The sequence below is a fragment of the Nocardia sp. NPDC052254 genome, assembly GCF_040679495.1.
In the GTDB taxonomy this organism is placed as follows: Bacteria; Actinomycetota; Actinomycetes; order Mycobacteriales; family Mycobacteriaceae; genus Nocardia.
Window position 1 is genome coordinate 347,468 of the sequence record NZ_JBFAUW010000006.1, and the last position, 15,518, is coordinate 362,985.

The 15,518-nt window shown below is 64.2% G+C and carries 6 protein-coding genes; all 6 read left to right on the forward strand.

Going from position 1 to position 15,518, the window contains the following annotated elements:
- The first annotated feature begins 258 nt into the window (after positions 1-258).
- The 6 genes from AB0L57_RS18400 to AB0L57_RS18425 all read left to right on the forward strand — a co-directional run bounded on the left by AB0L57_RS18400 (position 259) and on the right by AB0L57_RS18425 (position 15,393).
- On the forward strand, positions 259-6,612 hold the full coding sequence (locus tag AB0L57_RS18400) for a DEAD/DEAH box helicase (protein WP_364963221.1): 6,354 nt from the start codon (positions 259-261) through the stop codon (positions 6,610-6,612).
- Positions 6,612-8,828 (forward strand): 3'-5' exonuclease, encoded by a 2,217-nt coding sequence (locus AB0L57_RS18405; protein WP_364963224.1) that lies wholly within the window; start codon positions 6,612-6,614, stop codon positions 8,826-8,828. The genes AB0L57_RS18400 and AB0L57_RS18405 overlap by 1 nt, the downstream gene beginning before the upstream one ends.
- Positions 8,829-9,011: 183 nt before the next feature.
- Positions 9,012-11,081, forward strand: coding sequence for a DUF262 domain-containing protein (locus tag AB0L57_RS18410; RefSeq protein WP_364963227.1), 2,070 nt, complete (start codon positions 9,012-9,014; stop codon positions 11,079-11,081).
- Positions 11,082-11,306: 225 nt separating this feature from the next.
- Positions 11,307-11,717: a hypothetical protein gene (locus tag AB0L57_RS18415; RefSeq protein WP_364963230.1), complete on the forward strand. Its 411-nt coding sequence runs from the start codon at positions 11,307-11,309 to the stop codon at positions 11,715-11,717.
- Entirely contained in the window at positions 11,714-12,955 is a 1,242-nt protein-coding gene (locus tag AB0L57_RS18420) for a caspase family protein (RefSeq protein WP_364963232.1), read from the forward strand. Before AB0L57_RS18415 ends, AB0L57_RS18420 begins: the two co-directional genes overlap by 4 nt.
- Positions 12,901-15,393 (forward strand): AAA domain-containing protein, encoded by a 2,493-nt coding sequence (locus tag AB0L57_RS18425; protein WP_364963235.1) that lies wholly within the window; start codon positions 12,901-12,903, stop codon positions 15,391-15,393. Before AB0L57_RS18420 ends, AB0L57_RS18425 begins: the two co-directional genes overlap by 55 nt.
- The last annotated feature ends 125 nt before the right edge of the window (positions 15,394-15,518 follow it).

The following is a 15,518-nucleotide window of genomic DNA, read 5'->3' on the forward strand; positions in this document are numbered from 1 at the left end:
ACCCGGCATGCGTCGCCCGAGCGGCACCTTACCCTGACGGTGCCGAGTCATCGCCGTGACACTACTAATCCCGGCTCATCCCGGTAACCAATTCCGGCCCACTACCGATGTGCTATCCGACCTGGATCCACTCAGCCGAACGGCTGCCCGAGGGGCCACCGAATATGATTACCTGTCAAAGGTATTCGCGGCACCGATACCGGTAAATCCGGGTCACAGCAAACGTGGAGAACGTCGGGACACCGAGGGGAGTCGATCATGGGGGCACTGTTGCCCACGCTGCAGGCCAACCGGCTGCGGGAGGGATTGACCGACTACCTCGCCACCACCTTCGCGTTGACCGATGCCGATACCAAGGGGGCGCTGGTCGACTTCATCGACCATCCACGGGACGGGATGTTCAAGGGGCCGTATGTGCGGCTGCGGTTGCCGTTCGCGCCGGCGCAGGGCAATTGGGGGATGCATCTGGACTGGTGGCCGGAGAAGTTCGTGCCGTATGGGCATCAGGCGCAGGCGTTCGAGCAGCTGTCGACGAAGTTTCAGGCGCGGCCGCAGCCGACGCTGGTCACCACCGGTACGGGATCGGGTAAGACGGAATCGTTCCTCATCCCGATTCTCGACCATGTGCTGCGCGCCAAGAAGGCCGGTGTCGCCGGGATGAAGGCGCTCATCATCTATCCGATGAATGCGCTGGCCAACGACCAGGAACAGCGCCTGGCCCGGCTGATCACCGAGAATCCGGCGCTGGCCGGAGTGACGGCCGGTCTCTACACGGGCGAGAGTTCGGCGAGCAGCCGCACGCTGGTGTCCGCGGACGGGCTGATCACCGATCGGCGGATCATGCACGATTCACCGCCGGACATCCTGCTCACCAATTACAAGATGCTCGATCACATGTTGCTGCGGCCGGATCGGGCGCCGATGTGGCGGCAGTCGGCGCAGTCGTTGCAGTACGTGGTGCTCGACGAGTTCCATACCTACGACGGTGCGCAGGGCACCGATGTGGCGATGCTGTTGCGGCGGCTGGGGTTGACGATCAAATCGTATTGGCCCGAGGATGCGGCGGTCAGCGACGAGGATCGCGCGCGGCCGCTAGGGCGGATCACGCCGGTGGCGACGTCAGCAACGCTCGGATCCGAGAAGGCCCCCACCGCGATGCTCGATTTCGCGCACACGGTCTTCGGAGAGGTCTTCGCCGCCGACGCCGTGGTGGGAGAAACCCGGCTCGGTCCGGACCAATGGCTCGCCGAGCGCAGTGCCGCTCTCGATCAGCTGTATCGGCCGATCCGGCATCCGGCGCTCGACGAAGAGAACATGCGCGAGCTGGAGAATCAGGTCGCCGCGGCAGCGAACAACGCCGCCGCGACCGCGTTGATCCTCGCGACCTTGTTCGAGCGGACCGGGGCCGACAGCGATCTCAGCCAACGAGCTTCCGACCTGCGAAAGCTCGACGACACCGAGCTGCTCGATCTGCTGAAGAATCACGACCTGTTCCGGAATCTGCTCCGCAGAAGCGTCGATGCGGTATCTCTCGCCGAACTGGCCGACACCGTCCTGGAGACCTCGACCAGCAGCCGCGAACAACCGCGCGACGTGGCTCGCCGGCAGCGTTACCTCGACTTCGTGTTCGCCGCGCTGTCACACCTGCGGGCCGGTATCGGGCGCAGTGCGCTGAACGTCGATGTCCACCTGTGGGTTCGCGAACTCTCTCGGATCGACCGAAACCTGGCCGCCGCCACCGTATTTCACTGGGCCGACGACGGCGCGGTCGATGCTCCCGGCACGACCTACCTACCGGCCGTGTACTGCCGGCACTGCGGAAGGTCCGGCTGGGGTGCACGATTGGCACCCACCGGCATGTCTCTCGATGTCACCGACGAGGACATCCGACGTCAGCACGCTGCGGACGGTCAGCGTTTCCGAGCCTTGATCTCCGCACCGGTCGAGGCACAGCTCGGCACCGAGATCGACGGATTGCGGTGGTTGCACGTCGACGAACGCGAAATCGCCGAGGACGCACCAGATCCCGAGGGCACCGAGGTGCTCGAAGGGCGTGTACTGCCGATCCTCGTGCTGACCGGTCCCGATGCGGAGGACAACTCGAAGAAGGATATGTGCCCGGCATGCCGGACCGCGGACGGAATCCGCTTCCTCGGTAGCGCGGTGGCCACCCAGCTCTCGGTCGCCTTGTCGAGTATGTTCGGCGATCCCGGGCTCGATGCGGCCGAAAAGAAGGCCCTGATGTTCACCGACAGCGTCCAGGACGCGGCCCACCGCGCCGGGTTCGTGCAGGCACGTTCACATACGCTAAGCCTGCGCTCGACTCTCCGAAATGCGCTCGGCACCACAGCCTCCGGTGCTGGTCTGTTGCCGCTGACGGATTTGTGCGAGGCAGTGATCGACCGTGCCGAATCGAGTCCCCTGCGGCGTTACCACCTGCTGGCGCCGGATATCGTCGAGCGCGACGAGTTCAAGGCATTCTGGGACGACCAGGCCGTATCCTCCGCCCGCAACAAGGCTCTGCGTCTGGTGCGCAAACGCCTGCAGTTCGATATCAATCTGGAGTTCGGATTGCAGTCGCGGCTCGGCCGCACGCTGGAGCTCACGGGAAGTGTTGTCGCCGAGGTGGATCTGGGATCGGCGGACCGGATCGTCGAGTTGGGCACCCGCGCACTCGGCAATACCGAACATCAGCTGGCCTTCACCGACCTCGATCCGGCGGCCGTGACGCGATGGGTGCGCGGGACCGTCGAACGGATGCGCACACAAGGCGCCATCGGACATCCCTGGCTCGACAAATACATCGCGAAGGACGCGAATCGCCGCTGGGTCTGGGGCGGGCGCCCCAAACACGAAGGCATGCCCGCATTCCCGAAAGGCCGTCCGGCACCGGCCTTCCCGGCCATCGGATCCCGCACGATCCCCGAAGGCTTCGATGCCATCACCTCCCCTGCCGCCTGGTACGCCCGCTGGGCCAGTAAATGCCTGGATGTTTCCGCATTCGAGGGCGGGTTCGCGGCACGGGCCCTGTTCGCGGCGCTGGCCGAACAGCGAATCGTCACCGCGAAGACGACCGAGAAGGACCTGACCGTTTACCAGCTGGGGCCAGCATCCATTCTGGTCGGCGCCGCACAACCGGCCGATCTCGAGATCGGCGCCAACCTGTTGACCTGCGATGTGTGTCAGACGCCCAATCCCGGAACCGCGACTGTCACAGCACAACTCGACGGCGCTCCCTGTCTTTTGGATCGCTGTCCCGGAACATTGCGCCAGACGCCGCGGAACCCGAAAAACTTCTATCGCAACCTCTACGACGCCTCCGAGATGAAGCGCGTCGTCGCCCGCGAACACACGTCACTGCTACCGACCGACACCCGCCTCGAATACGAGACCAAGTTCAAACAGACCACACCCGACCCGACCGCCCCGAACGTTCTCGTCGCCACCCCCACACTGGAAATGGGTATCGACATCGGCGATCTGTCGACCGTCATGCTCGGATCGATGCCACGAACCGTGTCGTCCTATCTGCAGCGAGTCGGCCGGGCCGGACGTCTCACCGGAAACTCACTGGTGCTCGCGTTCGTCCGCGGGCGAGGTGAGCATCTGCCGAAACTCTACGAACCGATTTCGGTGATCCAGGGTGAGGTGCGCCCACCGGCCACCTTCCTGACTGCCGAGGAAATACTGCAGCGGCAGTACACGGCACACATCGTCGACCGGATCGCCCGTGAACCGGGCGCGCAGGACCCGATCGAGGCCCGCGCCATTCTGGGCACATTCGACGAGGGAAGTTGGATGGCAACACTTCTCGCCACGGCGGACGCCGACTCCGAACAACTGCTCGACAACTTCCTCGATCAGTTCGACGGATTGCTCGACCCGCGCACCCAGGACACGCTGCGCGGTTGGGCCAGCGCCGCCGCGGACGGAACGCCGAGTGCTCTGGTGGCGAACCTGCGTGAGGTAGTGCATCGCTGGAACCGCGACGTCACCGAGCTGAGCAACCGGCGCAAGGCCGTCGACGCGGCCATCCCGGAGTTCGAGCAGCGCGCGAACTCACCCGCCGCCACCGATGAGGACCGGCGTGAACTCCGGACGGCCAGAGGAACTTTGCGCCTGCTGGGCCGCCACATCAAGGACCTCACCACCGAACATTGGGTGGGCGTTCTCGAGCGGTATGGTGTCCTGCCCAACTACACGTTGCTCGACGATTCGGTCACCCTCGACGTCGGAATCACGTGGATCGACCCCGACACCAACCAATATGCTGGCGATACCGCCAGCTATCAGCGTGGATCACGCGTCGCTCTCACCGAATTGGCGCCCGGTTCAACGTTCTACGCGCAGGGGCTGGCCGTGCAGATCGACGCGGTCGACCTCGGTCCGGGTGAGGCGAACATCCACACCTGGCGGATGTGCCCACGGTGTGGATGGACCGGCATCTCCCATGCGGCCGACGACAGCCCGCCGCCCGCGCAATGCCCGCGCTGCCACAGTCCCGCCATCGCCGATGTGAACCAGCAATTGCAGGTTGTGGAGATGTCGCGCGTCTCCGCAGAGGTGCGGCGCGACGAAGCCGCCATCAACGACGCCCGCGACGACCGGAAACGGGAATCGTTCAATGTCATCACCGCTGCCGACATCAACCCCGACGATGTAGCGCAGCGCTGGTTCGTGACCGACCGTGATTTCGGGGCGGAATACCTGCAGCACATCGACATTCGATGGCTCAACATGGGTAAGCGCTCCTCCCAGGGAGGTAAGCGGGAGATCGCCGGGCAGGAAACCACCAGCGGGCTGTTTCGGGTCTGCTCGGGCTGTGGCCAGCTCGACCGTATCGCCGGGCACAACCGCACCCATGAACATCGCAGTTGGTGCAAGTTCCGCACCGCGACCGACGAGAAGCATGTCCGCGAGATCGCGCTGGCGCGCACCCTGAACACCCAGGCGGTGCTGTTGCACGTTCCCAGCTGGCTCAAGTACGACTCGTTCACCTATCCGAGCCTCAAGACCGCGATCCTGCTCGGCCTGCGCGAGGTCATCGGCGGGTCTCCGGAACATCTGGATGTCGCGATCATCCCCGACGCACTGCACGCGCCCAGCCAGCAGGCACTGCTCATCCACGACACGGTTCCCGGCGGCACCGGATATCTCGCCGAATTCGCCGACGCCACGAAAGTGTGGGCAGTGCTCGCCGCGGCAAGGCGGATCGTCCAGAACTGTGAATGCGCCGAGCAAGAGCGGCTCGCGTGCCACAAGTGCCTGCTGCCCTTCGCCACACCGCACGAACTCGACCACGTATCCCGGAAGACCGCGGCGCGGATACTCGACGAGTTACTGGGTGTGGACAAAGAAGGCGAGCCCGTTTGGAGTGACTGGGAGAACGTCCTCACCACCGAGCAGCCGCGGCGCCGGGTCGGTAGCGAGGAGTCGGCTCTGGAAGGCAGGTTCTACGTGGCCTTCATCGCTCGCTTGCGGAATATGGGCGCGACGATCAAGGAGACGCCCGGCACCTACGGTTCCGCGGCGACGATCACGCTGCCCGGCAAGGTAATTCGCACCTGGACGCTGACACCACAGGTGCGGATGGAGAACAGCCTGCCCGATTTCGAGCTCAGCACGGTCGATTCGAACGTCCCGGTCATTGCGATCTTCGCCGACGGGCGCCGATACCACGCCGTGCCGGGCACCAACCGGGTCGCCGACGATGCGTTGAAACGCGAAAACCTGCGAATCAGCAACCGGATCGTATGGTCGTTCGGGCACGAAGATGTGTTGCGGTTCGAGGAAGGCAACGCGGTGCCTCCCTCGTGGTACACCGAGCGCCCAGCCCAGATCATCATGCGGGAAGGCAAGCTGCGCCCCGCACTGTTGAAGTTGCTCACCGCAGACCCGATCACGCAGCTCGTGGCGTTCATGCAGGACCCGGACCGCGAGGCATGGGCGGCTGTCGGGCATTGGCTTCCGATGATGTTCATGGGCACGAACAGGGGCAAGGGCGATCTGACCGCGGTGGTGCCGTGGGCGCTCGATCTACTGGACGGCCGCACGCCGTCGATCCCGGACGGGAACTACGCCTGCTGGTCCTATTCCGCTGGTCCCCTTGCGATTACCGCTGCCATGCGACGAGATACGAAGACGATCTACTCCGTACTCGCTCTCGACGATCGCGACGAGAAATTGGAGGAACTCGACGGCAAGGCATGGAAGGAGTGGCTGCGCCTGTCGAACTGGTTCGGGCTGTGCGACAACCACACCATCACCGCCCGCAGCCTGATGGCCGTCACCCTCGAGGCCCCGAAGGAGAAGCCGGCTGTCGGCGCCGACGAGTTGAATCCCGCCTACAAGCAGGCATTTTCGGATGCGATCTCCCCGGCCGAGAAGGATCTGCTGCTCGCGCTGGCGGCCGCAGAGGCACCGGTCCCCGTCGTCGGTGGTGAAAGCGACGACGGGGAGGTACTGGACCTCGCCTGGCCCGACGCACAGGTCGTGGTGCTGTTCAATACCGAGTCCGAAACCGCGCAGATCATGGCGGAGCGCGGCTGGACGATCTGCCCACCCGATCCCACCCGGATCGTGGAAACCTTGACTACGAACGGGGTGAAGTGATGCCGAATATCGTCATTGCGACCAATACCAAGGCGATGGGCAAACTCGACGGCTCCGTCAAACGCAAGGTCTACGACTTTCTGGAGAAGCTTCAAACCGACGACACGGCACCAGGGCTGCATATCGAGCCCATCAAGGGCGCCTCGGATGCACGCGTCCGGACCGGCCGGGTCGATCTGAACTACCGGGCCATTCTCTTCCGCCTCGATCCGGTGGGTGGTGATACCACTTACGTCTACATGGGGACGTGGAAACACGACGAGGCCAACAACCTCGCCGAACAATCGACGTTGCGAGTCAACAAGATCAACGGCACGGTCGAGGGGATCATCGGCGAACTCAACGGCGAAGCCGACCAAAAGCTCGTTCCGTCCGCGACGCCCGAAATTCCGACGGTGGTCGAACAGGACAAGTCTCCCTACCTCGTCGGCTTCACACAGGACGATCTCGTCGATCACCTCGGGCTGGACCCCACACTTGCCCGGCGTGCCCTGACCGCGACCGACGACTACGCGATCAACGCCATCGCCGCAGAGGTCGACGGCTGGCAGGGTGATGCGCTGCTCGATCTCGCCTGCGGTACCAGCATCGACGATATTCGCGCCAAGTACGCGTTCACCGTGCACCCGGTGGACGAGAGCCTGGACGAGGACAGCCAGATCATCGCCGCGCTGGATCATCCCGCGTCGAAGATGCAGTTCACCTATATCGATGACACCGAGGAGCTGCGCCGGGTCATCGAAGGCGGAGATTTCGCGGCATGGCGGACCTTCCTTCACCCTGAACAGCGCACCTACGTCGAGAAGGACTTCAACGGCGCGTTCCGCCTGTCCGGTGGCGCCGGCACGGGTAAGACCGTCGTCGCCATCCACCGCGCGCACCGGTTGTGGAAGTCCGACCCGCAGGCGCGAATCGTCCTGACCACCTTCAACAAAACGCTCGCCAAGGGCCTCGAGGCTGATCTCAAAGTGCTCGACCCCGGTGTCGTCATCGCACAGCGTCCCGGCGAGCCCGGCATCTATGTGGCCGGAATCGACAAACTCGCGAGCGATATCGTGAACCGCGCGTCCAACCTGACCGCCGCCACAACCGCGGTATTCGGCGCCCCCATCGATGTGACGCCGAAGCGCACCAGCCCGGACCGGGTGTGGCGGGAGATAGCCCAACCTCTCGGAAGTGGTCTCGACCAACGGCTGAGCACTCCGGCATTTCTCGAAAACGAGTATGTATCAGTGGTTCTGGCCAACCAGGTGACCTCGCTCGAGCAATATGTTCGAGTGCCCCGTGCGGGGCGCGGAGTGCGGCTCTCCCGGTCACAACGGATCGCGGTATGGAAACTGGTCGACTCTTTCCGACGCCACAGCCGCACCGACGGAAGTTTCAGCTTTCCCGAGATCCTGGCCGTGGCTGCCGAATACCTGCGGCTCGCACAACAGGACGGTCAGCCGTTCGTGGCAGATCACGTTCTGGTGGACGAGGCGCAGGACCTGCACGCCACCCACTGGGCGCTGCTGCGCGCGCTGGTACCCGAGGGCCCCAACGATCTTTTCATCGCAGAGGACTCGCATCAGCGCATCTATGGTCAGCCGGTTGTGCTGGGACGTATGGGAATAAAGATCGTCGGCAGGTCTCGTCGACTGACCTTGAACTACCGGACGACCGCGCAGAACCTGAACTTCGCCGTGGGAATCCTCTCCGGCGCCGAGTATCACGATCTCGAAGAAGGCGAAGAGTCGACACTCGGGTATCGCTCGGCGCGCTTGGGACCGAACCCCGATCGACACCAATGTAGTTCCCTCGCCGACGAGTTGGACTATGTCGCCGAGACCATTCGGACATGGCTCGACGAAGGAGCCGAGCCGGAGACCGTCGCGGTCCTCACTCGCGGCCAGAACGACCGCACACAATTCGTGCGGGCGCTCGGTGAACGAGGGATCGAAGCACGCGCACTCGATGACAATCCGGCGACGACCGGACATGTTCAGGTACTGACCATGCACCGTTCGAAAGGAATGGAATTCTCCCGGGTCGTTCTCGCCGGAATCGACGAGGCGCATGTGCCGTCCCAGGCGGCGATGCGGACCGTGCCGGAGGAGGAGAAAGCGGAAGCGGAGTTGCGTGAGCGGTCGTTGCTGTATGTGGCGGCCAGCCGAGCGCGGGACGAATTGGTGGTCACCTGGAGTGGGCAACCGTCGGCACTACTGGGTGCCCAGTAACTGCCGCAGCGTCGACCGTTTCGTTTACCTGCACACTGAGCGTGGGAGGTGAGCATCGCTTCGCTGAAACATGTTGGGCGGCACCACCGATATGTCCCCGAACTCGTACTCGCCGGGGGTGTCCCCGCACACGTGTCGCCGGTTGATCCGCCACCGGCCTCAGCCGTCAGGAGAAGCAACGTCGTGGTCGCCGCGCAGGAAACCAGTCTGCAGAAAATCCTGGTTGGAGCCGCACAGTATCTTGTGCCCCTGTATCAACGGCCGTACCAGTGGGGCCCGGACAACTTCAAGGAGCTGTGGCGCGACGTCACCCAGCTTGCCGAAGACCTGACCGAGGACATTCACACCACGCACTTCATCGGATCGGTGGTCCTCGCACCGGTGCCCGGCGGAGTGGCAGGCTCGATCACCAGGTATCTGGTCGTCGACGGGCAGCAGCGGCTCACCACTCTCACCCTCTTGCTCGCCGCCATCCGAGATCACCTCGGCGACCTCGACGATCCACCCCGCCGCGACATCGACCGCATCCACAATCAACTGCTGACCAACCAGTACGAGGACGACCCACTCCGGCTCAAGCTGCTCCCTACGCAGACAGATCGAGATTCCTACGCGGCGGTGATCGACAGCCTGCCCACGGCCGGGGGTGACGACAACATCGGTGCTGCCTACCGCTTCTTCCGGATGCGCCTGGCCGAACCGGTGGACTCCGAAATGACTTGCGACGCTGTGCAGATCGCGCATGCCGTCACCTCCGGGCTGTCGGTCGTTTCGATCAGCACCGACCACGGTGACAATGTTCATCGAATCTTCCAGTCGCTCAACAACACCGGGTTGAAGTTGACCCAGGGCGACTTGCTACGCAACTACCTGTTCATGCGCATGCCGAACCGCAGTGACGAGGTGTATCGCACCATCTGGCGACCGCTGCAGGAAGCGCTGGTCGACAACGAACGTCTCGAAACACTCTTCTGGCTGGACTTGCTGCAGACCAGGTCGAAGGTCAAGCAGACACAGACCTTCGCCGGCCAGCAGGCCCGTTTGGACCGGTTCGCTCACGAGGACGAGATCGTGGCCGAAGTCGAGCGGATCGCTGCACTCGGCCATCTCTATCGGCTGATGCTGCAGCCATCCACGGAGCCGAATCTCGCTGTCCGTGAGCGGCTTACCCGATTGGTCGAGTGGGGTTCCACGACGCCCGCCCCCTTGGTGCTGCACCTGCTTGTTTTGCGCGACCGTGGCGACGCCACCTCGGAACAGATCGCCCGTGCCCTGCTCTACATCGAGTCCCTGCTTGTTCGACGATTCCTCGTCGGGACCGCCACACAGAGCCTGAACCGGCTGTTTCCGGCCGCCGTGCACGAACTCGATCGGTCACTACCAGTCGACGAGGCCCTGCACTGCTACCTCTCCGAAGGCCGCAAACATTACGCGACGGACGAGAAACTGACTGAGGCGATTTTGACCTCACCCCTGTACAACACCGGCCGCGCAGCGCAGCGCAAGACGATGCTGACCTGGATCGAGCAGTTGTTCACGTCGAAAGAACAGGTCTCACCCGGAACCTTGACGGTCGAACACGTTATGCCACAAACACTGTCGACCCACTGGAGAAAGGAGCTGGGCGCTGTCTACGGGGCCGAACACGTCGACGAACTACACGACAGCCAGGTCCACACGCTCGGAAATCTCACCCTCACCGGCTACAACGAATCGCTCGGCAATCATCGATTCGAGCGCAAGCGGGAAATCCTGCAAGCCAGCAGTATTCGCATGAACCAATCGATCGCCGCCCACACCGAATGGGGACCGAAACAGATCGAGCAACGTGGGCGCGAGCTGGCCCAGCTGATCATCGCGGCATGGCCCGGCCCGCTCGCACTGTCAGGGCCCTTCCGTGACGACAATCCATTGTGGCAATCGATGCACCGGCTGCTCGCCCTGCTGCCGGCCGGACACTGGACGACCTACGGCGATCTCGCCAAGGTACTGGGTACAGCGGCCCAGCCGCTCGGAAGCCGCCTCGCAGCGGTACCGGCGCCCAATGCGCACCGAGTACTCACCGCGCAGGGCGAGGTATCCGCAGCCTTCCGCTGGGTTGAACCCGGCCGCACCGATGATCCTCGTCTGATGCTGGAACGAGAAGGTATCCGCTTCGTCGCCGGGCGGGCTGATCCCGATCAGCGCATGTCGACAGAAGCACTCGCGACACTGCGCGAAGCGGACACGGAGGACCCAGATCCGGCTGAGTGACCCATCGTAGAGCTCTCCGCCGATCTCGCATGATCTCGATCGGTTCGGCCCACTCAGACTCGAATTCGCATCCCGTGCCGAGATCGCCGTTTCACCGCATACGGTCATGCAATGTTCAAAGTTCGCCTGACATAACCGATTTGGCTACGTACCCTGGCCTGGACGATGACAAGCGGAGGGGTGGCGTATCGCGTCTCTCCAGGGTCAGCATGGCAGGGGGACACCATGGTGCACGACAACCCGGGCATTCATATACGAGTGATTGCTGGCGACACTTTCCGAGCCGAGCGGTTGACCCGGGACCTACGCCGCACGTTGTCGACAGTGGACGGACTCGACGTCGGCTTCGCCATCGCCGATCACCCCGCCCGAGCAGAAGGCGAAAAGAGTGCCGGCTCGGCGGATCTGCTGCTGTCGGCGGCGGTGACGGTGCCCACCGCCACCGCCATCACACGCGTACTCGTCACTGCCATCCGTGAGTGGTGCGCCCGGGAGCGCAACCGCAAGGTGGAAGTCACCGGCGACGGCAGTGTCGTCATCACCGGCGGTGTCGACGAACAGACCGAGAGAATCGTTCGAGTACTGACGCAGGGCAACCGCATGCCCGCGGTCGAAACCGATCGCGAAACGTCATGAACCGGCAGGTTCGGAGACGGGCACTGTTGCTCGGTATCGAGACTTATGCCGATAGCCGATTCGCCCCGTTGCCTTCGATCCGTGCGGACCTCTCACTGTTGGGTCAAGCGCTTCTGCACCGGCACATCGGCGCCTTCAGCGAGGTCCGTCCGGTCACCGATTGCACGGCGGAGCGGATGTGCACCGAGATCGCCGAATTCCTCGGCAGCTGCGAGGAGGACGAACTGGCGCTGCTGTACATTTCGGGACACGGCACCCGGCTGGTGCAGGTCAACAGTGAGTTCCATTTCGTCACCGCCGATACCGATTTCGACAATATCGCGGCGACCGCGGTCGGGGCTCAGTTCGTGAACGATGCCCTCGAATCATGTGCTGCGCGACAGAAGATCCTGATGATCGACTGTTGCCAGAGCGGCGGGTTCGCTGTCGGGCTCCGGGCAGCCGACCGAGACGAAGACGCCACCGAAAAGGGCGCCACCGCCGCGTCCCCTACCCCGGTGTTGCGTAGCAATGGTGTCTTCGTATTGTCTTCGTCCCGCGCCACCGAGGCATCGTTCGCCGGATCACCCGACTCGGCCGTCATCGCCCCGTCGCTTTTCACCGGAGCTGTCGTTGAGACGTTGCGCAGCGGGGACGCCGCCCGGCCCGAGACCGGCGAGGTCACGGTCGACGATCTCTTCGAGTATGTGAATCAGCAGCTGCGCGCCGACTTCAAGCAGGTCCCGGTGAAATCGGCCGTCCAGGTGGACGACCGCATCGTGATCGCTTCGCGGCCGCAAGGGCCGGCGAGACTCACCCCCGTTCCGCAGCACGCGGAAGTCGAAGTAGCCGAGGCGGTTCCGGCGAAGGATACGAACCCGACCTGGCCGCAACTACTCGATTACTACCGGCACTGTCTGACCACGGGACAGAGCGAGTTCTCGACCCTCTCCGTGTCCGATCACGGCGAATCGTATGTCTGCCTGCACGGCAGTGAACGCTTCCTGTCGGGGACCGTCGAGGACGACCACCGAGTTCCCGTTCCCGACGAGGCCCGGGAGTTCGTCGAAGAGGTTGTCTCGACCGACGATGAGCGTGGGCCGGCTACCCGGCAGTGGTCCTGCCTGCCGGGCGAAAATCCAGGGCCGGCGACCGGCACCGGTTCGCGCCCCTGCTCCTCCGGAAGGTGGATGTGGTGCACACCGTGGCTGGGGTCCGACTGGAACCGACCGGCCGGGTCATCGCCCATCCCGAACTGATCGAGGCCTGCCTCGGCAAGGACACGTCCGCCGATTTCAATGCCACCTACCGCCCGACCTGGCACGCACGTCAGCCCGCCGCGATGGCACATGACATCGCAAAAGTACTCGAACAGGAACTCGGCGTCGCCTGCGTCCAGCCGCTGCGGCCCGCCGAACTCGCCGATTACATAGATGTCGACACCGCCAACGATGGGGCGCGGAATGCCGCCGTACTCCTGCGGGTGACGAACGGGCCGAGCCCGGTATCGAAACTGCTCGGCGATTTCGACAGCCTGATCGAGCAGGCCGATCGAATACCCGCCACAGCGCTCGCTGCCCTCCGGCCCTCCTCCGGCTCGGCGGCGGAGACGGACACACCGTTCCAACTGGTGACACCTCTGCAATGCAACGAGGCCCAGGAAGCCGTTATCCGCTCGGCGATGCGGAACCGGCTGACCGTTGCCACCGGACCACCCGGAACGGGCAAGAGCCAGCTGGTCACCAACCTGGTCGCCACCGCGGTAGCAAACAACTCGACGGTGCTGGTGGCATCGACCAACAACCGTGCTGTAGACGAGGTCTGGGAACGCTGTGCGAAAGTCGCCGCGGGAAGTCTGGTGCGTACCGGCAGTCGGGACTATCGCAGCGCCACCCTCGAAACTCTGCGCGACTTGCTCACTGTCTCTGCGCCGCAACAGAATCCGGCGACCGCGCTGGCAGCGCTGCGGCAGGCCGAACGTGCTCATGGCGAGGCACGGGGCCTGCTCGCCACCACCGCCGAACTCGAGCGGCGCCTGCTGGCTGCGGGGCGTACGCGTGAGGATTCAGCGCGTGAGCTGGGTGTTTCCGTTGTCGGCCTGCTGTCACGTCTCGGGCAGACGTCGCCCGAGACGGCCGCGCGGACAGCCGGTCGCTTGGTGCGAGCCCGGTTCTTCGCCCGGTATCGCCGGGCACGGTTGCTGCGCGGCTGGGAGATCCCGATCGAGAACGACGATTCTCTCGCCGACAGCTGCGCAGCTCTCGCCGAGTTCTGCGAGGCCGAGGCGATCTGGCGCACCACACGTGGTCGGCTGGCGGAACTACCGAGCGATACCGAACTCTCGGAGAGACTGCGTAGCACCGAATCCGAGCTGCGCCGCACCTCCGAAGTTGTGTTGGAGACGAACACCCGTACGGCCGCGGTACAGGGCAGGGACCGGATCACCGATCTCATCGAGGCCACCGAGGACGGCCGCGCGTGGCGGGCCGTCCGAGCCGCCCTCACGAACGTCCGCGGCTGGGCCGTCAGCACCCTGTCGGCACGCTACTTCCCACCCGCCCCTGCACTGTTCGACCTCGTGATCATCGATGAGGCGAGCCAATGCGCGATACCGCAAATACTGCCCCTGCTGTTCCGGGCACGTCGTGCTGTGATCATCGGTGATCCGATGCAGCTGACCCACATCGCCGAAATCGGACCCGAACATGAGATCCACGCAGCAGACCTCGCCGGTTTCGGGCTGGGATGGCTGGAGAGCAACCGGATGTCCTACCGCAGACACTCCGCGTATCGGGCCGCCGAGCACGCCGCCGGCGGCCACCTACTGCTGGATGAACACTTCCGATGCCACCCGAAGATCGCGGAACTCGTCAACGGCCTGTTCTATGACGGGCAGCTGACGGTCCTGACCGATATTCGCGGCCGTCCCACAATCACCAATCGCGGCGCCGTCCACTGGACCCATGTCGAGGGTCGTGCGGAGCAGCCTCGGTCCGGCAAGTCCTGGATCAATCGGGCCGAGGCCGCGAAGGTGGTCGAATCTGTCAAGTTTCTGCTGCCGCCCGGTGGAGTCGTAGCCGACCAGCCGAGCATCGGTGTCGTGACCCCGTTCAAAGCGCAGGCGGATCTCATCCGCTCGGAGTTGGGCGAGGGTTTCGACCATGTGCGGATCGGAACTGTCCACACGTTCCAGGGCGGCGAGTGCGACTTCGTCTTCTACTCGTTGGTCGCCGCCCCGAACATGCCGAGCGGCTCGATCAAGTGGGTCGACCGGCAACGCAACCTGTGGAATGTCGCGATCACACGTGCCCGATCCCATTTGGTGGTCATCGGCAACAGGTCGTTGTGGTCGGAGCGGCAGATAGGCGCTGCCCTACTGGAGGCTGCTGGGAACGCACAGCATGGCCACGACACCCCGCCCGACGAGTTACAGGACCGGCTCTTCGCCCTTCTCGACAGCACCGGAGACCGGGTGACACTCTGCACCGAGCTGCGTGGGTATCCGACAGATGCGGTAGTCCAACGTTCCGACGAAGCCGCGACTGCAGTCGTACTCGATCGGGGTGTGCACGAGGGCTCCGATCCCGCACGGCACCTTCGGCTGATGCTGCGCCACAAAGATATTCGGGCAGACGCCGAGCGGCCTTCGAGCGCCGTGCGGATCCCGGCCTGGGAGCTCTACGACGCGAGCCGGTGACAATCGGGAACAACATCGCCGAACGAGCGAATGAAAACGAGCGAATGAATCCGACTCCTCGCGTCCGATACCCAGGCCCTGGAGGTGCGTGATCCGCTGCCGGGACTGCGCAGTGAGCACGGGGA